Source organism: Cupriavidus sp. JZ107 (assembly GCF_053903255.1).
In genome coordinates this window covers 1,633,294-1,656,066 of record NZ_CP096481.1, presented here as the reverse complement: position 1 = coordinate 1,656,066, position 22,773 = coordinate 1,633,294, and the positions used below count along the sequence as shown (strand labels likewise).

The window sequence follows — 22,773 nt, the reverse complement described above, 5'->3', positions numbered from 1 at the left end:
CGGACAACGCGGTGGGAGCGAAACCGGGAACAATACGGGGGAAGCTGCGGCGAAGGCGCGTGCGCCCGCGTCGAAAGGCCTGCATGGTGTCTCCATTTGTTTTTCTCTTTGGATTCGGTTGGTGCGGATTGCTTGGTGCCGCGGTACCCGGCGCGGGCAGCGTCAGCCGTCGGCGCCGGTATCCGCCGCGGTGTCGGCGCGCTGCGGCGGCGAGCGGCGCACGTACTTGAACGTGCCGGAGCTGCGCGCCACCAGCTTGCCGTCGGCGTCGACGATTTCCGCCTCGCAGAACGCCATCGACGTGGTGCGATGCACGCAGTCGCCGCGCGCAATCAGCGTGCCACGCCCTGGCGCCATGAAGCTGGTCTTCATCTCGATCGTCACCACGCCGCGGCCGTCCTCGGTATCGGCCGACCGGCAGGCCACCGCCATCGCGACGTCGAGCAGCGTCATCAGCACGCCGCCATGCGCCATTTCCCAACCGTTGTGATGGCGTTGCTCGATGTCGAGCTCGAGTTCGCTGACGCCGCCGCCCATGTGCGTGCAGCGCAGGCCGAGGTTATCGACGAAGGGGATCGGGATCGGGAAGCCTTTGCGCGGCTCGGTCATGGTGTGATGGTCCTTAGGGTGGTGGCGATGGCCTGGGTGTCGGTCGGGATGCGCTACTTTGCCCTCTCCCTCGATCCCTCTGCCGCAAGCGGGAGAGGGAAAAGAACCATCGAATCGCCGATGGTGTTCTCCCTCTCCCCTCATGGGGAGAGGGCTGGGGAGAGGGGTGGTCTCAGCGCACACAATCTCAAACCGCGCTGACGCCCCCATCCACCGCCAGGATCTGCCCGGTAATGTGCTTGCCCGCCTCCGTCGCGAACAGCAGCGCCGCGCCCTTCAGGTCCTCGTCGTCGCCGAGGCGATGCAGCGGCACACCCTCGCACATCTTGTCGACGCCAAGCCGCGCCAGCGAGCCCTGCGTCATCTTCGACGGGAAGAAGCCCGGCGCCAGCGCGTTGACGGTGATGTTGTGCTCGCCCCATTCGGCCGCCAGCGTGCGCGTGAAATTGACCACCGCGCCCTTGGACGTGTTGTAGGCGATCGTCTCCATCGTGCCCGGCGGATTGCCGGCGAGCCCCGCGATCGACGCGACGTTGATGATGCGGCCATAGCGGCGCGGAATCATCGATTGCTTGCCAATGCGCTGCGTCAGCAGGAACAGGCCGCGCACGTTCAGGTTCATCACCTTGTCCCAGGCCTCGACCGGATGGTCCTCGGCGGGCGCGCCCCAGGTTGCGCCGGCATTGTTGACCAGGATGTCGACGTGGCCCAGGCGCGCCAGCGTCTCGTCGGCCAGCCGCGCGATCTCGTCGTCGCGCGAGCCATCGGCGGCGATCCAGTCGGCCTCGATGCCGCGCGCCTTCAGGTGTTCCTGCGCCGCCTTCAACTCATCGGCCTTGCGCGCGGACAGCACCAGCCGCGCGCCCTGCTCGCCCAGCGCCTCGGCGATCTGCAGGCCGAGCCCGCGCGAGCCGCCGGTGATCAGCGCGGTGCGCCCTTTCAAGTCGAACAATTCAGCGATGGTCTTCATGGTGTCTCCTCGTTATTCGGTGCTGCGGGGCCGGGTGCGCCGGCTAGAACCAGGCGTCCTGCATGTCCAGCGTGGTGCGGTCCAGCGACGCCAGCAGATCCAGCTGCGGTCCGACCTTCGGCAATTCCCAGCGGAAGAAATAGTCCGCCGCCGCCAGCTTGCCGCGATAGAAGTCCGCGTCCGCATGGCCCGACGGCCGCGCCGCCAGCGCGGTGTGCGCCAGCATCGCCTGCTCCAGCCAGATCCAGGCGACCACCACGTGGCCGAACGCTTCGAGGTAGACCGAGGCATTGGCCAGCGTGACCGCCGGATCGCCGGCCGCCCACAGTTGGGCCGTGACGTCGGCCAGCCGCGCGACGCGCGCGGCCAGCGCGCGGGCATGCGTGCCCAGCGCCGCGTCGCCGCTAGCCATCGCGCGCTCGATCGTCCCCTGCACCACCTGCCCCAGCGCCTTGAACGCGGCGCCGTCCTTCATCACGACCTTGCGCCCGAGCAGGTCCAGTCCCTGGATGCCGTGCGTGCCTTCGTGGATCGGGTTCAGCCGGTTGTCGCGATAGAACTGCTCGACGTTGTACTCGCGCGTATAGCCGTAGCCGCCGTGCACCTGGATCGCCAGGCTGTTGGCCTCCAGGCACCATTGCGACGGCCAGCTCTTGGCGATCGGGGTCAGGATGTCGAGCAGCAAGGCGAGGCGCTGATGTTCCGCGGTATCGCCGGCCGTGGCGGCGGCGCGCTCCTCGTCGACCAGCCGCGCGCAGTACAGGTTCAGCGCGAGCCCGCCCTCGACGTAGCTCTTCTGCGCCAGCAGCATGCGGCGCACGTCGGCATGCTCGACCAGCCTGACCTGCGGGCTCGACGGGTCCTTGCCGCCGGGGCCCACCGGCCGGCCCTGCGGCCGGTTGCGCGCGTAGTCCAGCGCGTGCAGATAGCCGGTATAGCCGAGCATCACCGCCCCGAGGCCGACGCCGATGCGGGCCTCGTTCATCATGTGGAACATGCAGGCCAGGCCGTGGTGCGGCTCGCCGACCAGATAGCCGATCGCGCCCGCCTTGCCGCCGGGACGGTAGCGCGTGCCCTCGCCGAAGTTCAGCAGGCAGTTGGTGGTGCCGCGATAGCCCATCTTGTGGTTCAGGCCGGCCAGCACCACATCGTTGCGCTCGCCGAGCGAGCCGTCGGCATTGACCAGGAACTTGGGCACGATGAACAGCGAGATGCCCTTGACGCCGGGAATCAGCTTGCCGTCCGGGCCGGGGATCTTGGCCAGCACCAGATGGACGATGTTGTCGGACACCTCGTGCTCGCCGGCCGAGATCCACATCTTGTTGCCGCGCAGCCGGTATTGCGCGCCCAGCGGCGATTCGCCCTCGTACTCGGCGCGCGTGGTGATGTCCGACAGCGACGAGCCGGCCTGCGGCTCGGACAGGCACATGGTGCCGAAGAAGCGCCCTTCCAGTTCCGGCTTGACGAATGTCTCGATCTGCGCCGGCGTGCCGTGCGTCAGCAGCAGATTGGCGTTGCCGATGGTCAGGAACGGATAGGAGCTGGTGCCGACGTTGGCGCCCTTGAAATACGCGAAGCCGGCCTTCTCGACCACCACCGGCAGCTGCATGCCGCCCAGTTCGTAGTCCTGCCCGGCCGCCATCAGGCCGGCCTCGCAAAACGCCTTCAGCGCGGTCTTGACCTCGGGAATGATGGTGACGGTCTCGCCGTCGAAATGCGGTTCCTGCTGGTCGTTCTTCTTGTTGTGCGGCGCGAACAGATCGGTGGCGATCTTCTCGCAGGTATCGAGCGCGGCATCGAAGGTCTCGCGCGAGTGGTCGGCATAGCGCGGGATGCGCGTCAGCGTTTCGACATCGAGCCACTCGTAGAGCAGAAAATCGAGGTCGCGGCGGGAAAGGATCAACGACATGGCGATTGCCGCTCCTTGGGATGGGAATGGATTGGGGATGCGGGCGTGGGTTGCCCTCTCCCCCGGCCCCTCTCCCGCGAGCGGGAGAGGGGAGCAGACCGATGGCATGTCAAAGCCCGCCGGTGTTCTCCCTCTCCCGCCTGCGGGAGAGGGCCGGGGAGAGGGCAAGCCGCCCCATCCCAACAAAAAAACCGCTCAGCCCGCCTCGCCCATCCGTGCAATGGTGCCCTGCGCGACCGCGCACAGCTTTTCCTCGCCGTCCCGGACGGCGAAGACATCGCAACGGACCACGGCCTGCTGCCGCCCGCGGCTGATGCACTCGGCGCGCGCGATCAGGCGCTCGCCCAACGCGGGGCGAACGTAGTTGATCTTGTATTCCGAGGTCACCACCGGCGCCGCCATCGCGGCGCCGCCGGCATAGGTCAGCGCATTGTCGGCCAGATAGCTGACCACGCCGCCGTGGGCGAAGCCATGCTGCTGCTTCAACGGTTGCCGCAGCGGCAATTGCAGCTCGGCACGCTGCGGCGTCAGCAGGGTCAGCTCCGCGCCGAGCAGCACCGAGAACGGCTGCTCGGCGAGGATCGCGCGGCCGTGGGCCAGCAGGTCGCCCGGCTGGCCCAGGTCACGCGGCTGGCCACGCTCGGACGATGCCTCGGCGGAGCCGGCGGCCGGTGCGGTGGACGGTGTGGTGGACGAAGCGGAAGACACCGCGGCCTGCGCTTACAGCACCTCGAACAGGCCTGCCGCGCCCTGGCCGCCCCCGATGCACATGGTGACGACCACGTACTTGACGCCGCGGCGCTTGCCTTCGATCAGCGCATGGCCGACCAGGCGAGCGCCCGACACGCCGTACGGGTGGCCCACCGCGATCGCCCCGCCGTTGACGTTCAGGCGGTCCATCGGAATGCCCAGCGTGTCGGCGCAGTACAGCACCTGCACGGCGAACGCCTCGTTCAGCTCCCACAGGCCGATGTCCTCGACCTTCAGGCCGGCCTTCTTCAGCAGCTTGGGCACGGCGAACACCGGGCCGATGCCCATTTCATCGGGCTCGCAGCCGGCCACCGCGAAGCCGCGGAAGGCGCCCAGCGGCTTCAGGCCGCGCTGCTCCGCCAGCTTGGCGCTCATCACCACCGCCGCCGAGGCGCCGTCCGAGAACTGCGACGCATTGCCGGCCGCGATCACGCCGCCCGGCATCGCCGTGCGGATCTTCGACACGCCTTCGTAGGTGGTATCCGGACGGATGCCCTCGTCGGCCGAGACCGTGACCTCGCGCGTCACCAGCTGCCCGGTGGCCTTGTCCGCCACGCCGGCCAGCACCGTCAGCGGCACGATCTCGTCGTTGAACTTGCCGGCCTCCTGGGCTGCCGCCGCGCGCATCTGGCTTTGCACGCCGTATTCGTCCTGGCGCTCGCGCGGGATGTTGTAGCGCTTGGCGACGTTCTCCGCGGTCTGCAGCATGCTCCAGTAGATCTCGGGCTTGTTCTTGACCAGCCAGCCTTCCTGGATCATGTGGCGGTTCATTTCCTGCTGCACGCAGGAGATGCTCTCCACCCCGCCGGCGACGAAGATGTCGCCCTCGTCCGCGATCACGCGCTGCGCGGCCATCGCGATGGTCTGCAGGCCCGACGAGCAGAAGCGGTTCACCGTGGCGCCCGGCACCGTCACCGGGCAGCCGGCGCGCAGCGCGATCTGGCGTGCGATGTTGGCACCGGTCGCGCCTTCGGGGTTGGCGCAGCCCATCAGCACGTCCTCGACCTCGCCCGGCTCGATGTTGGCCCGCGCGATCGCGTGCTGGACCACATGGCCGCCGAGGGTGGCGCCGTGCGTCATGTTGAAGCCGCCCTTCCAGCTCTTGGCCAGACCGGTCCGTGCGGTCGATACGATCACTGCCTCGTTCATTTGTTGCTCCTCAGTATTCTCGGTGTCTGGTGTATCGATGTCTCGATGTCTCGGTGCCCATGCGCTGTCGCACGGGCCATCTCAGCTCAGCAGCTCGGCGGCACGCACCCTGCCGACGCCCGCCTCGGCGAGGCTCGCCCAAGCGGCGTCCAGCGATCCGTTCAGGTCGATCGCGCGGCAGGCGTCCTCGACCACCACCGCATCGAAGCCCGCCGCGCGCGCGTCCAGCGCGCTCCAGGCCACGCAGTAGTCGGTCGCCAGGCCGACGCAAATCACGCGGCGCACGCCATGCTCGCGCAGATAGCCGGCCAGCCCGGTCGGGGTCGTGCGATCCGCCTCGACAAAGGCGGAATAGCTGTCGACCTCGCGATGATGACCCTTGCGGATCACCAGCCGCGCGTGCGGCACCGCCAGTTGCGGATGCAGCTCGGCCCCCGGTTGCCCCTGCACGCAGTGCGCGGGCCAGAGCACCTGCTCGCCATACGGCAGCGTGGTGGTCTGGAACGGCGCCGCGCCGGCATGGTTGGCCGCGAACGACACGTGGTCGGCCGGGTGCCAGTCCTGCGTCAGCACCACATGCGTGAACGCCTCGGCCAGCCGGTTGATCACCGGCACGACCTGGTCGCCTTCGGGCACGGCGAGCGCGCCACCGGGCATGAAGTCGTTCTGCACATCGATCACCAGCAGGCAATCGCTGTTGCCGAAGCGTCGTTGCATGGTCGCGTCCATTGCGTCGGTGCCGTGCCGTTCGCCGCTCAGCCGTTGAAGCCCTTGCCCTCGGCGGCCAGCTTCTTGAGCAGCGGCGCCGGCTCCCACGCTTCGCCGTGGTAGCCCTTGGCATAGCGCTGCATCGACAGCAGCACGTTGTACAGGCCGACCTGGTCCGCATACAGCATCGGGCCGCCGCGATGCAGCGGGAAGCCGTAGCCGGTCAGGTAGACCATGTCGATGTCCGAGGCCTTCGAGGCAATGCCTTCCTCGAGAATCTTCGCGCCTTCATTGACCAGCGCGTACACCAGACGCTCGACGATCTCCTCGTCCGAGATCTTGCGGCGCGTGATGCCCAGATCCTTGGAATGCTGGACGATCATCTCGTTGACCTGCTGGTTCGGATACGGCTTGCGGTCGCCCGGCTTGTAGTCGTACCAGCCCGCGCCGGTCTTCTGGCCGAAGCGTCCCATCTCGCACAGCAGATCGGCGGTCTTCGAATACTGGATGTCCGGCTTCTCGACCGCGCGGCGCTTGCGGATCGCCCAGCCGATGTCGTTGCCGGCCAGGTCGCCCATGCGGAACGGGCCCATCGCGAAGCCGAACTTCTCGATCGCCTTGTCGACCTGCTCGGGCAGCGCGCCCTCGTCCAGCAGATAGCCGGCCTGGCGGCTGTACTGCTCGATCATCCGGTTGCCGATGAAGCCGTCGCAGACGCCCGACACCACCGCGGTCTTCTTGATCTTCTTGGCGACCTGCATGACCGTGGCCAGCACGTCCTTGCCGGTCTTGTCGCCGCGCACCACTTCCAGCAGCTTCATCACGTTGGCCGGGCTGAAGAAGTGCATGCCGACCACGTCCTGCGGACGCCTGGTGAACGAGGCGATCTTGTTGACGTCGAGCGTCGAGGTGTTCGAGGCCAGGATCGCGCCGGGCTTGGCAACCTCGTCCAGCTTCTTGAAGACGGTTTCCTTGACGCCCATTTCCTCGAACACCGCCTCGATGATCAGGTCGGCGTCCTTGATGTCGTCATAGGACAGCGTGGTCGACAGCAGGCCCATGCGCTGCTCGACCTTCTCCTGCGTCAGCTTGCCCTTCTTCGCGCTGTTCTCGTAGTTGCGGCGGATCGTCGCCACGCCGCGGTCCAGCGCTTCCTGCTTGGTCTCCAGAACGGTGACGGGGATGCCCGCGTTCAGGAAGTTCATCGAGATGCCGCCGCCCATGGTGCCGGCGCCGATCACGGCAACCTTCTCGATCTTGCGGGTCGGCGTGTCCGACGGCACGTCGGGGATCTTGCTGGCGGCGCGCTCGCCGAAGAAGGCGTGGCGCAGCGCGCGCGATTCCGGCGTATTGACCAGGAACATGAAGCCTTCGCGCTCCAGGCGCAGGCCCTCGTCGAAGGGCTTCAGCGAAGCGGCCACCGCCTCGACGCACTTGCCCGGCGCGGGGAAGTTCTTCGCCACGGTGGCGACGGTATTCTTGGCGAAGGCGAGGAAGCCCTCTGCGTTTTCATGGCGCACCTTCAGGTCGCGCACCTTGGGGTGCGGGCCCGACGCGGACGCCGCATTGCGGGCGAAGGCGATCGCCGCGGGCAGCACGTCGCCATCGACGATCTCGTCGAACAGCTTGGTGCCGGCGAACTTCTCCGACAGCACCGGATTGCCGGTCACGATCATGTTCAGCGCGGCCTCCAGGCCGATCACGCGCGGCAGGCGCTGCGTGCCGCCGGCACCCGGCAGGATGCCCAACTTGACTTCGGGCAGCGCGATCTGCGCGCCCTTCGAAGCGACGCGGTAGTTGCAACCCAGCGCCAGTTCCAGGCCGCCACCCATCGCCACCGAATGCACCGCGGCGACGACCGGCTTGGTCGAATTCTCGATCACCTTGATCACCGAATGCAGCGTCGGCTCCTGCGTCGCCTTCGGCGTATTGAACTCGCGGATATCGGCGCCGCCCGAGAACGCCTTGCCGGCGCCGGTGATGACGACCGCCTTGACCGCGGCATCGTCCAGCGCACGGGTCATGCCTTCGACGATGCCAAGCCGGGTGCTGTGACCCAGGCCGTTGACAGGGGGATTGTCGAGCGTGATGACGGCGATGCCGTCCTGAACCTGATACTGCGCTGTCATGCTGGTTCCTTTGGTGTCTTGGTTGTCTCGGGATTCGAATTCTCGAATATTGTTTTACTTCGGCTGCGCCATCGGCATCGCGGTGCGCCTCGGGAATAGTAGGCGCGAGCCGGCCGTCCGGGGAGGCGAGCGAAACAAGCATACACAAAATAGAACGGTCGTTCAATTTCTATTTTGGAGGAGAAATTCGCCGCCGCAGACACAAAAAAGCGCGCCATGCGGGGGCTGCATGGCACGCCTTCATGGCATGCATGGTCGAAACGGAAGCGGTCGATAACACCCTGCTTAACAGCCTCTTTGGCAGTCTCTTTAGCGGCCTCTTCAACAGCCTGTTCCGGCCCTCAAACCTCCAACCACTCCTTGCGCACCTGCGCATTGCCCTTCAGCTCGGCCGGCGTCCCTTCGAAAACGATGTGCCCGTGGCCCATCACGTAGACGCGCTGCGAGATGTCCAGCGCGATCGCCAGCTTCTGCTCGATCAGCAGCACCGACACGCCGCGCTCCTTCAGCACCTTCAGGTAGTCGGCAACCTGGGCGACGATCATCGGCGCGAGCCCCTCGGTCGGCTCGTCGATCAGCACCAGGTCGGGGTCGCCCATCAGCGTGCGGCACAGCGTCAGCATCTGCTGCTCGCCGCCCGACAGGACGCCGGCCGGCGTGTTCTCGCGCTCCTTCAGGCGCGGGAACAGCGCGAACATGTCGTCGGTGCTCCAGCGCGGCCGGCTCTGGCGCGGGTTCGGCTTCTCGCCCAGCAGCAGGTTCTGGCGCACCGTCAGCGTCGGAAAGATGTCGCGATTCTCGGGCACGTAACCGACGCCGAGGTGCGCGATCTCGAAGGTACGCCGCCCCAGGATCTCGTCGCCGCGAAAGCGTACCGAGCCCTCGGCCTTGACCATGCCGAGGATGGCCTTGGCCATCGTCGAGCGCCCCACCCCGTTGCGTCCCAGCAGCGCGACGATCTCGCCCTCGTCGATATGCAGATCGACGCCATGCAGGATATGGCTCTTGCCGTAGTAGGCGTGCAGCCCTTGCACCTCCAGCATGCGCTTGCCCATCAGTGCGCCCCCTCGCTTGCGCCCACCGCGCCCTCGCCTTCGCCCTCGTCCAGCGTCGTGCCCAGATAGGCTTCCTTGACGCGGCGATCGTTGCGGATGGCCTCCGGCGTGCCGGTGGCGATCACCTCGCCGTAGACCAGCACCGAGATGCGGTCGGCCAGCCCGAACACCACGCTCATGTCGTGCTCGACCATCACCAGCGTCTTGCCCACGGTGACCTTGCGGATCAGCTCGACCGCATGGTCGGATTCCGAGCGGCTCATGCCCGCGGTCGGCTCGTCCAGCAGGATCACGTCGGCGCCGCCCGCGATCGTGATGCCGATCTCCAGCGCGCGCTGCTCGGCGTAGGTCAGCAGGCCCGACTGCGTATGGCGGCGATGCTGCAGGCCGATCAGCTCCAGCACCTCCTCGGCCCGTTCGCGCGCATCGCGCAGCTCGGACAGCCGGTGCCAGAACGAGTACTTGTAGCCGAGCGCCCACAGCACCGCGCAGCGCAGGTTCTCGAATACGGTCAGCCGATGGAAGATATTGGTGATCTGGAAGCTGCGCGACAGCCCCTTGCGATTGATCACGAACGGCTGCAGCCCGCCGATCTCCTCGCCATTGAGCCGCACCGATCCCGAGGTCGGCGCGAACCGGCCGGAGATCAGGTTGAAGGTAGTGGACTTGCCCGCGCCGTTGGGGCCGATCAGCGCATGGCGCTCGCCGCGCGCAATGTTCAGCGTCACGCCGCGGATGATCTCGGTCTGGCCGAAGCGCTTGCGCACATCGGTCAGCTCCAGCGCCGCCGTGGTATCCCGCCTCATGCCGCTCCTCCCGCGATTTCCGCCTGCACTTTGTCCCACCGCAGCCGCGCCTGCCCCACCGTGAAGCGCCATGCGGCCAGCCCGACCAGCCACAGCGCCGCCGCCACGCCCCACGGCGCCAGCGTGCCGGCATCGAACGCGATGCCGAACAGCGTCATCGCGGTGCCATTCGCGCTATCGACCTGCACCTTGTAGACCAGCTCGACCGTCAGGATGATCGCCGCCAGCAGCACCACCCCGGCCAGGGCGCACAGCCCGTAGGACGGCAGCATCTGACGGAACTTGCCGCGCGCCACCAGCGGCAGCTGCATCATCAGCAGGCTGGCCAGCCCGCCCGGCACGAACATCACCATCAGCACGAAGAACAGGCCCAGGTACAGCAGCCACGCCTTGGTCAGGTCCGACAGCGCGACCGCGAACAGCACGAACACCACCGCGCCGACGATCGGCCCGAAGAAGAAGCCGGCGCCGCCGATGAAGGCGGCCAGCAGCACGCCGCCGGAGCGCACCGCGCTGACGTTCTCCGCCGACACGATCTCGAAGTTGATCGCCGCCAGCGCGCCCGAGATACCGGCGAAGAATGCCGACAGGATCAGCACCAGATAGCGCACGCGCTGCGTGTTGTAGCCGATGAACTCGGCGCGCTCGGGGTTGTCGCGAACCGCGTTGGCGATGCGGCCGAGCGGCGTCTGCGTCCACGCATACATCGCGGCCATCGACAGCAGGCACCAGATCGCGATCAGGTAGTAGACCTGCCGGCCGGGGCCGAAGGTGATGCCCAGGAACGGCTCGCCGACCACGCGGTTGGTCGAGATGCCGCCCTCGCCGCCGAAGAATTCCGGGAACATCAGCGAGCTGGCGAACACCATTTCGCCGATGCCCAGCGTGATCATCGCGAAGGTGGTGCCGGACTTCTTGGTCGTCACGTAGCCAAAGATGACGCCGAAGAAGGCACCGGCGAGTCCCCCGACCAGCGGCAGCAGCGACACCGGCATCCACACGGTGCCGGCGCCGGCCATGTTCAGCACATGGACCGCGATGAAGGCGCCCAGGCCCGAGTAGACCGCGTGCCCGAACGACAGCATGCCGGTCTGGCCGAGCAGCATGTTGTAGGACAGCGCGAACACGATCATGATGCCCATCTGCGACATCAGCGTGATCGCAAACCCGCCGGTAAAGATCAGCGGCAGCACCAGCATCAGCAGCGCCGTGGTGCCCCACAGCACCCAGCGGCCCAGGTTCAGCGGCCGGTAGCGCATCGTGCGGCCGGTGACCGTGGTGTCTTGCGTGCGTTGCATCGTCGATTCCATCGCGTCAGCTCTCCCGGGTTCCCATCAGGCCGCGCGGGCGGAAGATCAGCATCACGACCAGCAGCAGATACGGCAGCACCGGGGCGACCTGCGCCACCGTCAGCCGCCACAGCGAATAGAACGGCGTTTCGCTGGTCACGTTCAGCCCCAGCGAATTGAACATGCCGGCGAGCGACGCGTCGATGGTGACCGCGAAGGTCTGCAGCAACCCGATCAAGATCGACGCGATGAACGCCCCGACCAGCGAGCCCATGCCGCCGACCACCGCCACCACGAACACGATCGAGCCGACCGCGGCGGCCATCGACGGCTCGGTGACGAAGGCATTGCCGCCGATCACGCCGGCCAGGCCCGCCAGCGCGGCGCCGCCGCCGAACACCATCATGAAGACGCGCGGCACGTTGTGGCCCAGCGCCTCGACCATCTCCGGATGCGTCAGCGCGGCCTGGATCACCAGCCCGATGCGGGTGCGCGTCAGCACCAGGTAGATCGCCACCAGCATCGCCAGCGACACCAGCATCATGAAGGCGCGGTACTTGGGGAAGGCCGAGGTGAACACGGTAAACAGCGGCCCGTCGAGCTCGGCCGGAATCCGGTACGGCACCGCCGCCAGGCCCCAGACCAGCTTGACGCCTTCCTCGATCAGGTAGGCCAGGCCAAAGGTGAACAACAGTTCGGCGACGTGGCCGTACTTGTGCACCGCCCGCAGGCCGAAGCGCTCGACCAGCGCGCCCGCGAACGCCACCAGCAGCGGCGCGGCGATCAACGCCGGCCAGAAGCCGATCTTGGTCGAGATCGAATACGCGAAATAGGCGCCGAGCATGTAGAAGCTCGCATGCGCGAAGTTCAGCACGCCCATCATGCTGAAGATCAGCGTCAGGCCCGACGACAGCATGAACAGCAGCAGCCCATAGCTGATGCCGTTCAACAGCGAGATGATGAAGAATTCCACAGCCAGTCCTTCCATCTGGCGCCGGGCCGGCGGCAAGTGCCGCCGTCCGGCGAAGGCGAAGCGAGGGCGGGCGCGGCGGCCGTGTCTGCGCCCCCAGGGGCCGGCAGCATACCACCGGCGCTGGCGGTCAGAGGCCGCGCGGGCGCGCCGCGTGTGGCGCGTCCGGGATCAGCCTGGACGCTTCATCTGGCAGGAGGTGGGCTGGGCGGCGACATGCGCGTCCAGCACCGCGTTGGTCTTCCAGCCGTAGCCGGTGTTTTCCTGGTCGTACTTGACTTCCTTGCCGTCGACCTTGGTCCAGGTCGCGATGGTCAGCGGCTGCTGGGCCTGGTGGTCGGTCGCGCGCATCTCGACGGTGCCGTTCATGCTCTCGACCTTCATGCCCTCGAGCGCCTTGGCCACCTTGACCGGATCGGTCGACTTGGCGTTCTTGAAGGCCTGGCTGAGCATCGCGATGCCGGTATACGAGGCCATCACGTAGAAGTCGTCGTTGTACTTCTTCTCGTAGCCCTCGATCACTTCCGAGCCGCGGAAGCCCTTGTTGTTCGGGTTGTAGTAGCCGACGTAGCGCACGCGCTCGGCTCCGGCCGCCCCCATCGCGGTCGGCACCCCGGTGGTGGCCGCGTAATAGGTGTAGAAATTGGCGGTCAGCCCGGCGTCCTTGGCCGCCTTGATCAGCAGCGCGAGGTCGCTGCCCCAGTTGCCGGTGATCACGGTATCGGCGCCGGCCGCCTTGATCTTGGCCACGTAGGGCGAGAAGTCCTTGACCTGCGCCAGCGGGTGCAGGTCCTCGCCGACGACCTGGATGTCCGGTCGCTTGCGCTTCAGGTATTCCTTGGCGGCGCGCGCGACCTGGTGGCCGAACGAGTAGTTCTGGTTGATCAGATAGACCTTCTTGACGTTCTGGTCCTGCGCCAGATAGGTGGTCAGCGCCTCCATCTTCATGTCGGAGTTGGCGTCCAGACGGAAATGCCAATAGTTGCATTTCGAGTTGGTCATGTCCGGATCGACCGCGGCATAGTTCAGATAGATGATCTCCTTGCCGGGGTTGCGCTCGTTGTGCTTGGCCACCGCGTCCTGCAGCGCCAGGCCGACCGACGAGCCGTTGCCCTGCACCACGTAGCGGATGCCCTGATCGACGGCCTGCTTCAGGATCGTCAGGCTTTCCTGCGGCGACAGCTTGTTGTCGAATCCCACGACCTCGAACTTGTGCCCGCCGGCCCAGTTCTTCTGATTGGCCAGCTCGGCGACGTACTGCCAGCTCTTGAGCTGGTTCTGGCCGACCGGCGCCATCAGGCCCGACAGCGGATCGATGAACGCGATCTTCACCGTATCGGCCGCGGCGGCTCCCGAACCGAGCGCAGCCATCAATGCCACGCCGGCGACGAGCGGACGCAATCTGATCATGGTTTGTCTCCTTCTCTCTTTCTCTCGTTGGCTATCGTGATGAGCGGGCGCTCGGGGCTGCCGCTTTTATGCTGTCTCGCGGCTTGCCCGATGGTCCCGTTTGCTTCTACGGCGGCGCCATCAAAGACGCCCCCGGCTGCTGCACGTGCCCTGCGACGGCCCTGGTTCAGGCCGTCGGCAGCCGATAGTCCTTGAACTGCTCGCGCAGCTTCAGCTTCTGCATCTTGCCGGTGGCCGTCAGCGGGATCTCGTCGACAAAGGCCACATCGTCGGGGATCCACCATTTGGCGACCTTGCCCTCGAAGAAGCTCAGCAGCTCCTCGCGGGTCAGCTCGGAGCCAGGCTTCTTCATCACCACCAGCAGCGGCCGTTCGTCCCACTTGGGATGGTGGACCGAAATGCAGGCGGCCATATGTACCGCCGGATGCGCCGCGGCGACGTTCTCGACGTCGATCGACGAAATCCATTCGCCGCCGGACTTGATCACGTCCTTGCTGCGGTCGGTGATCTGCATATAGCCGTCGGCATCGATGGTGGCGACATCGCCGGTCGGGAACCAGCCGTCGGCCAGCGGCGAGCTGTCGCTGCGGTAATAGCGGTCGATAATCCAGGGGCCGCGCACCATCAGGTCGCCAAAGGCCTTGCCGTCCCACGGCAGCTCGCGCCCCTCGCCGTCGACGATCTTCATGTCGACGCCGTAGATGACGCGGCCCTGCTTTTCCAGGATGGCCTGCTGCTGCTCCGGCGGCAGCGATAGATGCTTGTTCAGCAGCTTGCAGGTGGTGCCCAGCGGCGACATCTCGGTCATGCCCCAGGCATGGATCACCTCGACATCGAGCGCGTTCAGCGCCTTGATCATCGCCGGCGGCGCGGCCGAGCCGCCGATCACCGTGCGCTTGAAGCTGGAGAAGCGCAGCTGGTTGGCCTGCACATGCTGCAGCAGGCCGAGCCAGACCGTCGGCACGCCCGCCGAAAAGGTGACCTGCTCCTGCTCGAACAGCTCGTACAGCGAGGCGCCGTCGAGCTTCGCGCCGGGGAATACCAGCTTGGCGCCGACCAGCGGCACCGAGTACGGCAGGCCCCAGGCATTGACGTGGAACATCGGCACGACCGGCAGGATCACGTCCTTGGCCGAGCAGCCCAGCGCGTCGGGCAAGGCGGACGCATACGAATGCAGCACCGTCGAGCGATGCGAATAAAGGGCGCCCTTCGGATTGCCGGTGGTGCCGGACGTGTAGCAAAGGCTCGACGCGGTGTTCTCGTCGAAGCTCGGCCAGCTGTAGTCGCCGTCCTGGCCCTCGATCAGGTCCTCGTAGCACAGCAGCGGCAGCTTCGATTCGGCCGGCAGGTGCGCGCGGTCGCTCATCAGCACCCAGCCCTTGACCTGCGGGCAATGCGGCGCCAGGCCCTCGACCAGCGGCAGGAAGGTCAGGTCGAAGAATACATAGCGGTCTTCGGCGTGATTGACGATATAGGCCAACTGCTCGGGGAACAGCCGCGGGTTGATCGTGTGGCAGACCGAACCCATGCCCGATACCGCGTAGTAGATCTCGAGGTGGCGGTAGCCATTCCACGCCAGCGTGCCGACCCGCTCGCCGGGCTGCACGCCCAGCTTGCCCAGCGCCTGCGCCAGCTTGCGGGCGCGCAGTTCGCAGTCGCGGTAGGTATAGCGGTGGAGATCCCCTTCGGTGCGCCGCGAAACGATTTCGGTGCTGCCGTAATGGCGGGCGGCGTGGGTGATGATGGAGGAAATGAGCAACGGCGCGCCCATCATTTGTCCCATCAATGCCATGGGAATGGTCTCCTTTATCGGTGGCGATGTCCGCCGCGGCAACGCCGAGAAGCGAACAATCGTTCTTTTTTTAGGCCGACAAAAACCTTCCAGCGGAAGGCGTCGGCAGACACGCTCGCACTTTCCATCGATGCACTACGCCGGTGCACTGCGGGCGTGCAAGCGGGCGGCATGACGGGAAGACTGCCGGTGATGGCCGCGCCGCGCGACGGGTACAAGCAGGAGCAAGCGTGAACAAGCGGGAACACCGGCCGCGGCGCCGCGGTCAGACCAGGGAAAATGCGGCGTGCAAGTACAATACTGCCAGCCATGTTGCACCTCAACATGTCGTTTTCCCTAGCCTGCAAGCGCACTTCCAGGCAGGCCTCCGATTGCAGGCTGTTGCACCGCGCCGGTCCCCAGCCACCCTCCGCGACCATTCGCGCCCGGCGCGTGATGCCAAGGCCCCGACCTCATGTCCTCTGATCCGACCTCAGCTGTCTCCCCCACACCGGCCCCGTCGTCGCCTGCAACCAGCACGCAGCCGCCCTTCTCCGTGGCGCCGGGGTTTGCCGCGCTCGGCGAACGTTTCTTCACGCGCCTGCGCCCCACGCCGCTGCCCGCGCCATATCTGGTGGCCGTGGCGCCCGCCGCGGCGGAACTGCTGGGCTGGCAATGGAGCGACGGCGCCAGTGCCGGCAACCCGCTCCCGCCGGACTTCGCCGAGATCTTCATCGGCAACCGCGTGCCGGACTGGGCCGATCCGCTGGCCACCGTCTACTCGGGCCACCAGTTCGGCGTCTGGGCCGGTCAGCTCGGCGACGGCCGCGCGATCCGCATCGCCGAGGCGCAGACCGCCAACGGCCCGTGGGAAATCCAGCTGAAGGGCTCGGGCAAGACGCCGTATTCGCGGATGGGCGACGGCCGCGCCGTGCTGCGCTCGTCGATCCGCGAATACCTGTGCTCGGAGGCCATGGCCGCGTTGGGCATCCCGACCACGCGCGCGCTGTCGATCGTCGGCTCCGACGCGCCGGTACGCCGCGAGACCATCGAGACCGCCGCGGTGGTCTCGCGCCTGGCGCCCACCTTTATCCGCTTCGGCCATTTCGAGCATTTCGCCGCGCACGACGACGTGGCGGCGCTGCGCCAGCTGGCCGACTTCGTCATCGACCGCTTCATGCCGGAATGCCGCGACAGCGCCGGCGGCGAGATCATCAGCCCCTACCAGGCGCTGCTGCGCGAAGTGTCGCTGCGCACCGCCGACCTGATGGCCCAGTGGCAGGCCGTGGGCTTCTGCCATGGCGTGATGAACACCGACAACATGTCGATCCTCGGCCTGACCATCGATTACGGCCCGTTCGGCTTTCTCGACGCCTTCGACGCCAACCATATCTGCAATCACTCGGACACCCAGGGCCGCTATGCCTACAGCCAGCAGCCGCAGGTCGGCTTCTGGAACCTGCATTGCCTGGCGCAGGCGCTGCTGCCGCTGTGGATCGAGCGGGAGGACGGCCAGGCGCCGACCGAAGCGGCCAAGGAGGCCGCGATCGAGGCCGCGCACGCCGGCCTCGATCCCTTCCGTGACCGCTATGCGCAGCGCTTCTTCCAGCTGTACCGCGCCAAGCTGGGCCTGGCCAGTGCCGATATCGACCACGCGGCCGACGAGGCGCTGCTGACCGACCTGTTCCGCCTGCTGCATACCCAGCGGGTCGACTACACCTTGTTCTGGCGCAACCTCGCCCGCATCTCCTCGGCGGACGGCAGCCGCGACGCGCCGGTGCGCGACCTGTTCATGGACCGGGCCGGCTGGGACGCGTGGGCCGAACGCTACCGCGCCCGCCTGCGTGCCGAGAACTCGGACGACGCGGCCCGCGCGGCGTCGATGCTGGCCGTCAATCCGAAGTACGTGCTGCGCAACCATCTGGCCGAGGTGGCGATCCAGCGCGCCAAGGAGAAGGACTTCAGCGAGGTGCAGCGGCTGCTGGCGGTGCTGTCACGGCCATTCGACGAGCAGCCCGAGGCCGAGTCGTATGCCGCGCTGCCGCCGGACTGGGCGTCCGGTATCGAGGTAAGCTGTTCGTCCTGATATCGGTCCCCATCTCGAACCGATCCATCGAACCCAACACCGATCGCCCCCACAAGGATCCGCATCATGCCCGTCAACAAGACCGAAGCCGAATGGCGCGCGCAACTGTCCGACATCGAATACCGGGTCGCGCGCGAGGCCGCCACCGAACGCGCCTTCACCGGCCGCTACTGGGACCACTGGGACCCCGGCATCTACCGCTGCGTGGGTTGCGGCACGCCGCTGTTCGAGTCCACTACCAAGTTCGACGCCGGCTGTGGCTGGCCCAGCTACTTCCGGCCCATCAACGGTGAGGTGATCGACGAACACGTCGACCGCAGCCACGGCATGGTCCGCATCGAGGTGCGCTGCAAGGAATGCGGCAGCCATCTGGGCCATGTGTTCGAGGATGGCCCGGCGCCGACCGGCCTGCGCTATTGCATCAATTCGGCTGCGCTAAAATTCGACGACCGCGAACCCGAACCGGGCTCCGGCGAGGATGCTGGCCACGCCGGCAAGTCCGGCACGCCTGGCTGAGCCGCAGCGCTGACCAACGCACGCTGACCAACGCACGCTGACCCGCCGCGGCCAGACCCCACGATAACGATTCCGCGATGCCGCCCGCCGGCATCGCCTTCCCCGACGGACCCGCATGAAATTTCTGTTCGACCTGTTCCCGGTCATCCTGTTTTTCGTCACCTTCAAGCTGGCGGGCATCTTCGCCGCCACCGCGGTCGCCATCGCGGCCACCATCGTGCAGATCGGCTGGGTCTGGCTGCGCCACCGCAAGGTCGAACCGATGCAGTGGATCAGCCTGCTGATCATCGTGGTGTTCGGCGGCGCCACGCTGCTGCTGCACAACGAGACCTTCATCAAGTGGAAGCCGACCGTGCTGTACTGGCTGTTCGCGGTCGCGCTGCTCGCCTCCGCCGCGATCTGGCGCAAGAACCTGATCCGCGCCATGATGGAAAAGTCCGTCAAGCTGCCCGAGCCGGTCTGGGGGCGCCTCAATACCGCCTGGGCCGGCTTCTTCGCCGTGATGGGCGTGCTGAATCTGTGGGTGGCCTACCAGTTCTCGACCGACATCTGGGTCAACTTCAAGCTGTTCGGCAGCATGGGCCTGATGCTGGTCTTCATCGTCGCCCAAAGCCTCTGGCTGTCGCGCCATATGAACGAAAACGCGCCCGAAAAAGCGCAGGAAAGCGCCCGCGATTGAGCGTGGGCATCGCAACCATGAACCACGTCTCTTCTTCGTTGCCTCCCGAAAACTCCGGAAGCCCCGAAAGCCCCGCCGGCGATACCGCCGCGCAGATCGATGCGCTGCTGCGCGCCGAACTGGCCCCGTCGCAACTGACGGTGCGCGACGACAGCGCGCTGCACGCGGGCCATCCGGGCGCGGCCTCCGGCGGCGGGCACTATCATGTCACCATCGTCAGCGAGCGCTTCGCCGGCGCGAGCCGGGTTGCCCGGCATCGCATGGTGTATGATGCGCTGCGCAGTCTCTTCCCCATGCGGATCCATGCCCTGGCAGTGTCCGCATTCACCGAGCAAGAGTATTCCGCGCAGTGACCATCATCCGCGCGGTGTCTGCACAAGCCTCTGCGCAAGTATCTGCATAATCGTCCAGCCTTCCCCAGACTTCCCAACACTGATTCCATGAAGACCACTGTCCTCTCGTTCAGCCTGGCGGCTGTGCTTGCCGCTGGCAGCTTGCCCGCACTCGCCCAGAATGCCGCCGTCGTCAATGGCAAGGGCATTCCGTCGGCCAAGCTCGACAAGCTGATCGCCGGCACCGGCCAGCCGGATTCCCCGGAGCTGCGGGATCGCGCGCGCAATATGCTGATCGACCGCGAACTGCTGGTGCAGGAAGCCACCAAGCGCGGCGTCACGCAGAACCCGGACGTGCAGGAGCAGCTGGAACAGGCGCGCCTGAACGTGCTGGCCGGCGCGGTGTTCGAAGACTATGTGCGCACCCACGGCACCAGCGATGCCGAGCTGCGCAAGCAATACGACAAGATCAAGGCCCAGTTCGGCAACGGCAAGGAATACCGCGCCCGCCATATCCTGGTCGAGAAGGAATCGGAAGCGGTCGCGATCATCGCCAAGATCAAGGGCGGCGCCAAGTTCGCCGACGTGGCCAAGGCCTCGTCGAAGGATCCGGGCTCGGCCGCCAACGGTGGCGATCTCGACTGGGCCAGCAGCAACAGCTATGTGCCTGAGTTCTCGGCCGCGATGGCCGGCCTGAAGAAGGGCCAGATGACCGAGACCCCGGTCAAGACCCAGTTCGGCTGGCACGTGATCCTGCTCGAGGACGAGCGCGAGACCAAGATCCCGACCTTCGAGGAAGCCAAGCCCCAGCTGCAGCAGATGCTGATGAGCGACCAGAACTGGCAGCGCGAGCAGTTCCAGTCGATGATGAAGTCGCTGCGGGACAAGGCCAAGATCCAGTAAGCCATCCCGTCATTCCCGCGCACGCGGGAATCCAGCGTCTTTGGCAGGCCACTGGGTCCCCGCCTGCGCGGGGACGACAAAGAAAAACCGGCGCTTTAGGCGCCGGTTTTTCTTTGGGGCGGCGAGACCTTGGCCCGCCCTACTTCGTGTCGATCTTCACCGCGATACCATCCTCGGTCACGGTGATCGCGCCGGGCTCGACCTGCTTGCCGTTGACCTGCAGTTCCTCGGGCTTGAAGGTGTGCAGCGGATAGTCCTTCAGCAGTTCCTGCGCCACCAGATTGCCCACCGCATTGAGCTGCGCGCTGTATTGGCCCGGCACGCCGTCGACCTGCACCTGCTCGACGGTCGGGTTGTCGAGCAGCACCGCGCGCTTGACCGGGTCGTAGCGCAGGCCGCTGTTCAGCGCCAGCGTGCCGTTGATCGGCGGCGCCGGCAGCAGGCTGTTCGTCAGCTGCGCATCGACCTGCGTGGTGATGCGGTTGCCCGCTGCATCGAGCGTCAGCCGCGGCCGGGTCAGCCGGACGTCAAGCACTTGCGCATAGCGCAGCGTCGCCGGAAAGCGGCCTTCGACGGCGCGCTGCAGTTCCTGTTTGGTGAAGGTGTATTCGCCGGTCCAGATGTTGTAGCCGGCGATGGCGGCGCCCGAGAGCACGGCGAGGCCGGCACCGAGGCCAAGCGCCGCGGCGGTTGCCGTGGCCGCCAGGGGCCGCCGGAGGCCCCGGCGGCGGCCATGCGAAGGGATCGAAGACATGCGCGATGCTGGAGTGGTCACCTCGGTCAGACCCGGGCGGCGTCCCGGCGTTCCACCATCGGCGGTCCAGGGCGGCAATGGCTCAGTAGTGCGGCGGTATTTCGTGCACCGACCCGTCGGCCGCGGTGCCCGTGGCGGCGGGCAATTGCTGGTACAGCGCCTGCATTTGCTCCTGCAGCAATTCGATCTGCCGCTGCTGCTTCGCGACGGTCAGGTTCAGCGTTTCCAGCAGGTCTTCCTGGAAGGCCAGCTTGACCTCCAGCTCGGTGATTCGCGATTCCATGAGGTCCTCCAATGCCAGATGTCAGACATACGGGCGGGCATGCGCCCGCGGGGCGCGCATTGTACCGGACCGGCGCCCCGGCCCGGGCCACCGCGGACGGGGTTGTCAGCACATCATAGAGCGTGTACGCTTGCGCGAGTCGTGCCGCGGAGAGCATTCGATTTCGGTCTGATTCCGATAGATCGCCCCCGCCGACGCACCGGCCGTCCCATGACGGTCGTGTGACGGTTTTCCACCCCTTTCGGTTCCGCTTGGGTTCCATGACGCCTGTACGCCGCGCTTCTTCGATTGCCGATCCGGTCCTGCCGACCGGTGGCGCGCGCGCGTCGGCGCCTCCCCGCGTTTCTCCTGTCTGGTCGCCGCCGGCCGCTGTCTGCTCGCCGCCGGCTGACGTCGCCGCCGTCGTGGCAGGCGTAGCACCGCCGCGCGCTGTCGTGGCCGGTGTTGCACCGCCGCCGCGCGCCGTCGTCGCAGCGGTCGCCCCGCCGCCCGCGGCGGTCCTCGGCTGACCCCAGCCGACCTCCACTCTTCCGTCTGACCGTGCGCGCCCGGCGCGCGCGAACGCCATTGCCGCCTGCTGGATGCCGCGCATCGCGCCGATGCCGGCTCGCAATCGCCGCCGGCGTTCGCTCACGGTCGACCGAAGCCCGTCACACCAATGACAGGTGAAACCGATGAACTTCCAAAGATTCGCGCATGCGGCGCGATCGACGTTGTCCTTGCTGTCCTTGTCGGCGCTCTCGTCGGCGCTGTTGTCGGCGCTGTTGTCAGCATTCTCGTCCCGATCGACCTCGTCCCGGCCTTCCTCCTCCCGACCGTCCCTGCGCTCGCGCGTGAAGCTGCCGGATACCTGGGCCGCCCACGGCTCCACCGCGCTGTTCGTGCTGCTGTGGAGCAGCGGCGCGATCGTCGCCAAATGGGGCCTGGCCTATGCCTCGGCCTTTGCCTTCCTGACGCTGCGCTTCGTGCTGGCGTTCGGCGTGCTGCTGGCGATCGCCGCATGGCGCCGCCGCTGGCTGCCCGAGCCCGGACAGCGCGCGCGGGTCGCAATGGTCGGGCTGCTGCTGACCGGCTGCTATTCGATCTGCTACCTGCTGGCGCTGGACCGCGGCGTCACGCCCGGCATGCTGGCCACACTGCTCGGCGCCCAGCCTATCCTGACGCTGCTGCTGACCGAGCGCCGCTTCTCCCCGCTGCGGCTGGTCGGGCTGATGCTGGCGCTGATGGGACTCGTGATGGTCGTCTACCAAGGCGTCGGCATTGCCGGCACCCCGGTGGCCGGCATGCTCTATGCGCTGACCGCGCTGGCCACGATGACGGCCGGCACCATCGTGCAGAAAGGCATCCGGCAGGCGCCGATCGACGTGATGCCGCTGCAATACGGCATCGCGCTGCTGATGTGCCTGGCGCTGCTGCCGTTCGAGCCGATCCACGTCTCGTGGACGCCCGCGCTGCTGCTGCCGCTCGGCTGGATGGCGCTGGTGATCTCGATCGGCGCAACGCTGCTGCTGTACCGGATGATCCAGGGCGGCAATCTGGTCAACGTGACCAGCCTGTTCTACCTGGTGCCCGCCGGCACCGCGGTGCTCGACTATCTGATCCTCGGCAACCGGCTCGCGCCGCTGGCATTGGCCGGCATGGTTACGATCCTGCTCGGGCTGGCGCTGGTGTTTCGCAACAAGCCCGGCGCTTGAT

Annotated in this window: 21 protein-coding genes; 6 read left to right on the top strand and 15 right to left on the bottom strand. The window is 66.9% G+C overall.

Translation table 11 applies throughout. The features are described from left to right. Positions 1 to 162: 162 nt before the first annotated feature. From M1D55_RS16890 to M1D55_RS16830, 13 genes are all read right to left on the bottom strand, one after another. On the bottom strand, positions 163 to 609 hold the full coding sequence (locus M1D55_RS16890; protein ID WP_006577666.1) for a PaaI family thioesterase: 447 nt from the start codon (positions 607 to 609) through the stop codon (positions 163 to 165). Between the two features lie 187 nt (positions 610 to 796). Then, positions 797 to 1,579 carry an SDR family oxidoreductase gene (locus tag M1D55_RS16885; protein WP_232205684.1) on the bottom strand — a complete coding sequence of 261 codons (783 nt, stop codon included), beginning with the start codon at positions 1,577 to 1,579 and terminating at the stop codon, positions 797 to 799. Between the two features lie 43 nt (positions 1,580 to 1,622). After that, positions 1,623 to 3,488 (bottom strand): acyl-CoA dehydrogenase, encoded by a 1,866-nt coding sequence (locus M1D55_RS16880; protein ID WP_456282670.1) that lies wholly within the window; start codon positions 3,486 to 3,488, stop codon positions 1,623 to 1,625. A 195-nt stretch (positions 3,489 to 3,683) separates the two neighbouring features. After that, the gene (locus M1D55_RS16875; protein ID WP_064573824.1) at positions 3,684 to 4,109 is read right to left on the bottom strand and encodes a PaaI family thioesterase; all 426 of its coding nucleotides are present in this window, start codon (positions 4,107 to 4,109) and stop codon (positions 3,684 to 3,686) included. 99 nt (positions 4,110 to 4,208) lie between these two features. Beyond that, positions 4,209 to 5,387 (bottom strand): acetyl-CoA C-acyltransferase, encoded by a 1,179-nt coding sequence (locus M1D55_RS16870; protein WP_053821888.1) that lies wholly within the window; start codon positions 5,385 to 5,387, stop codon positions 4,209 to 4,211. Between the two features lie 81 nt (positions 5,388 to 5,468). After that, complete coding sequence (gene pncA / locus M1D55_RS16865) at positions 5,469 to 6,104, bottom strand: bifunctional nicotinamidase/pyrazinamidase (RefSeq protein ID WP_064573823.1); 636 nt, start codon at positions 6,102 to 6,104, stop codon at positions 5,469 to 5,471. A 38-nt stretch (positions 6,105 to 6,142) separates the two neighbouring features. Then, positions 6,143 to 8,224 (bottom strand): 3-hydroxyacyl-CoA dehydrogenase NAD-binding domain-containing protein, encoded by a 2,082-nt coding sequence (locus tag M1D55_RS16860; RefSeq protein WP_456282669.1) that lies wholly within the window; start codon positions 8,222 to 8,224, stop codon positions 6,143 to 6,145. Between the two features lie 341 nt (positions 8,225 to 8,565). Beyond that, on the bottom strand, positions 8,566 to 9,279 hold the full coding sequence (locus M1D55_RS16855) for an ABC transporter ATP-binding protein (protein WP_023263652.1): 714 nt from the start codon (positions 9,277 to 9,279) through the stop codon (positions 8,566 to 8,568). Further along, positions 9,279 to 10,085: an ABC transporter ATP-binding protein gene (locus M1D55_RS16850; protein ID WP_064573492.1), complete on the bottom strand. Its 807-nt coding sequence runs from the start codon at positions 10,083 to 10,085 to the stop codon at positions 9,279 to 9,281. The genes M1D55_RS16855 and M1D55_RS16850 overlap by 1 nt, the downstream gene beginning before the upstream one ends. Beyond that, positions 10,082 to 11,395, bottom strand: coding sequence for a branched-chain amino acid ABC transporter permease (locus M1D55_RS16845; RefSeq protein ID WP_064573491.1), 1,314 nt, complete (start codon positions 11,393 to 11,395; stop codon positions 10,082 to 10,084). Before M1D55_RS16845 ends, M1D55_RS16850 begins: the two co-directional genes overlap by 4 nt. A 4-nt stretch (positions 11,396 to 11,399) precedes the next feature. Further along, complete coding sequence (locus M1D55_RS16840) at positions 11,400 to 12,347, bottom strand: branched-chain amino acid ABC transporter permease (RefSeq protein WP_064573489.1); 948 nt, start codon at positions 12,345 to 12,347, stop codon at positions 11,400 to 11,402. 168 nt (positions 12,348 to 12,515) lie between these two features. Further along, on the bottom strand, positions 12,516 to 13,754 hold the full coding sequence (locus tag M1D55_RS16835) for a branched-chain amino acid ABC transporter substrate-binding protein (RefSeq protein WP_006576140.1): 1,239 nt from the start codon (positions 13,752 to 13,754) through the stop codon (positions 12,516 to 12,518). A 166-nt stretch (positions 13,755 to 13,920) separates the two neighbouring features. Continuing rightward, positions 13,921 to 15,546 carry a 3-(methylthio)propionyl-CoA ligase gene (locus M1D55_RS16830; protein WP_064573485.1) on the bottom strand — a complete coding sequence of 542 codons (1,626 nt, stop codon included), beginning with the start codon at positions 15,544 to 15,546 and terminating at the stop codon, positions 13,921 to 13,923. Positions 15,547 to 16,000: 454 nt separating this feature from the next. Between M1D55_RS16830 and M1D55_RS16825 the strand changes: the two genes are divergently transcribed. The 5 genes from M1D55_RS16825 (at position 16,001) to M1D55_RS16805 (ending at position 20,041) form a co-directional block, all read left to right on the top strand. Beyond that, positions 16,001 to 17,611, top strand: a complete 1,611-nt coding sequence (locus tag M1D55_RS16825; RefSeq protein WP_456282668.1) for a protein adenylyltransferase SelO — start codon at positions 16,001 to 16,003, stop codon at positions 17,609 to 17,611. Between the two features lie 66 nt (positions 17,612 to 17,677). Further along, positions 17,678 to 18,127: a peptide-methionine (R)-S-oxide reductase MsrB gene (gene msrB / locus M1D55_RS16820; protein ID WP_456282667.1), complete on the top strand. Its 450-nt coding sequence runs from the start codon at positions 17,678 to 17,680 to the stop codon at positions 18,125 to 18,127. Positions 18,128 to 18,242: 115 nt separating this feature from the next. Next, positions 18,243 to 18,806: a septation protein A gene (locus M1D55_RS16815; RefSeq protein WP_064573482.1), complete on the top strand. Its 564-nt coding sequence runs from the start codon at positions 18,243 to 18,245 to the stop codon at positions 18,804 to 18,806. A gap of 17 nt (positions 18,807 to 18,823) precedes the next feature. Further along, positions 18,824 to 19,159 (top strand): BolA family protein, encoded by a 336-nt coding sequence (locus M1D55_RS16810; RefSeq protein ID WP_023263649.1) that lies wholly within the window; start codon positions 18,824 to 18,826, stop codon positions 19,157 to 19,159. 87 nt (positions 19,160 to 19,246) lie between these two features. Then, positions 19,247 to 20,041 carry a peptidylprolyl isomerase gene (locus M1D55_RS16805; RefSeq protein ID WP_053821898.1) on the top strand — a complete coding sequence of 265 codons (795 nt, stop codon included), beginning with the start codon at positions 19,247 to 19,249 and terminating at the stop codon, positions 20,039 to 20,041. Positions 20,042 to 20,180: 139 nt separating this feature from the next. Here M1D55_RS16805 and M1D55_RS16800 read toward each other — a convergent pair whose 3' ends face one another. Further along, complete coding sequence (locus M1D55_RS16800; protein WP_260732160.1) at positions 20,181 to 20,795, bottom strand: DUF1439 domain-containing protein; 615 nt, start codon at positions 20,793 to 20,795, stop codon at positions 20,181 to 20,183. Positions 20,796 to 20,877: 82 nt separating this feature from the next. After that, positions 20,878 to 21,078: a SlyX family protein gene (locus tag M1D55_RS16795; RefSeq protein ID WP_006576148.1), complete on the bottom strand. Its 201-nt coding sequence runs from the start codon at positions 21,076 to 21,078 to the stop codon at positions 20,878 to 20,880. 674 nt (positions 21,079 to 21,752) lie between these two features. Here M1D55_RS16795 and M1D55_RS16790 point away from each other — a divergent pair. Beyond that, on the top strand, positions 21,753 to 22,772 hold the full coding sequence (locus M1D55_RS16790) for a DMT family transporter (RefSeq protein ID WP_456282666.1): 1,020 nt from the start codon (positions 21,753 to 21,755) through the stop codon (positions 22,770 to 22,772). Position 22,773: the final 1 nt, after the last annotated feature.

Coding starts and splice junctions, on each gene's coding strand:
- M1D55_RS16890 (WP_006577666.1), bottom strand. CDS start 609: ATGACCGAGCCGCGCAAAGGCTTCCCGATCCCGATCCCCTTCGTCGAT.
- M1D55_RS16885 (WP_232205684.1), bottom strand. CDS start 1,579: ATGAAGACCATCGCTGAATTGTTCGACTTGAAAGGGCGCACCGCGCTG.
- M1D55_RS16880 (WP_456282670.1), bottom strand. CDS start 3,488: ATGTCGTTGATCCTTTCCCGCCGCGACCTCGATTTTCTGCTCTACGAG.
- M1D55_RS16870 (WP_053821888.1), bottom strand. CDS start 5,387: ATGAACGAGGCAGTGATCGTATCGACCGCACGGACCGGTCTGGCCAAG.
- pncA (WP_064573823.1), bottom strand. CDS start 6,104: ATGCAACGACGCTTCGGCAACAGCGATTGCCTGCTGGTGATCGATGTG.
- M1D55_RS16860 (WP_456282669.1), bottom strand. CDS start 8,224: ATGACAGCGCAGTATCAGGTTCAGGACGGCATCGCCGTCATCACGCTC.
- M1D55_RS16855 (WP_023263652.1), bottom strand. CDS start 9,279: ATGGGCAAGCGCATGCTGGAGGTGCAAGGGCTGCACGCCTACTACGGC.
- M1D55_RS16850 (WP_064573492.1), bottom strand. CDS start 10,085: ATGAGGCGGGATACCACGGCGGCGCTGGAGCTGACCGATGTGCGCAAG.
- M1D55_RS16845 (WP_064573491.1), bottom strand. CDS start 11,395: ATGGAATCGACGATGCAACGCACGCAAGACACCACGGTCACCGGCCGC.
- M1D55_RS16835 (WP_006576140.1), bottom strand. CDS start 13,754: ATGATCAGATTGCGTCCGCTCGTCGCCGGCGTGGCATTGATGGCTGCG.
- M1D55_RS16830 (WP_064573485.1), bottom strand. CDS start 15,546: ATGGCATTGATGGGACAAATGATGGGCGCGCCGTTGCTCATTTCCTCC.
- M1D55_RS16825 (WP_456282668.1), top strand. CDS start 16,001: ATGTCCTCTGATCCGACCTCAGCTGTCTCCCCCACACCGGCCCCGTCG.
- msrB (WP_456282667.1), top strand. CDS start 17,678: ATGCCCGTCAACAAGACCGAAGCCGAATGGCGCGCGCAACTGTCCGAC.
- M1D55_RS16815 (WP_064573482.1), top strand. CDS start 18,243: ATGAAATTTCTGTTCGACCTGTTCCCGGTCATCCTGTTTTTCGTCACC.
- M1D55_RS16810 (WP_023263649.1), top strand. CDS start 18,824: ATGAACCACGTCTCTTCTTCGTTGCCTCCCGAAAACTCCGGAAGCCCC.
- M1D55_RS16805 (WP_053821898.1), top strand. CDS start 19,247: ATGAAGACCACTGTCCTCTCGTTCAGCCTGGCGGCTGTGCTTGCCGCT.
- M1D55_RS16800 (WP_260732160.1), bottom strand. CDS start 20,795: ATGTCTTCGATCCCTTCGCATGGCCGCCGCCGGGGCCTCCGGCGGCCC.
- M1D55_RS16795 (WP_006576148.1), bottom strand. CDS start 21,078: ATGGAATCGCGAATCACCGAGCTGGAGGTCAAGCTGGCCTTCCAGGAA.
- M1D55_RS16790 (WP_456282666.1), top strand. CDS start 21,753: ATGAACTTCCAAAGATTCGCGCATGCGGCGCGATCGACGTTGTCCTTG.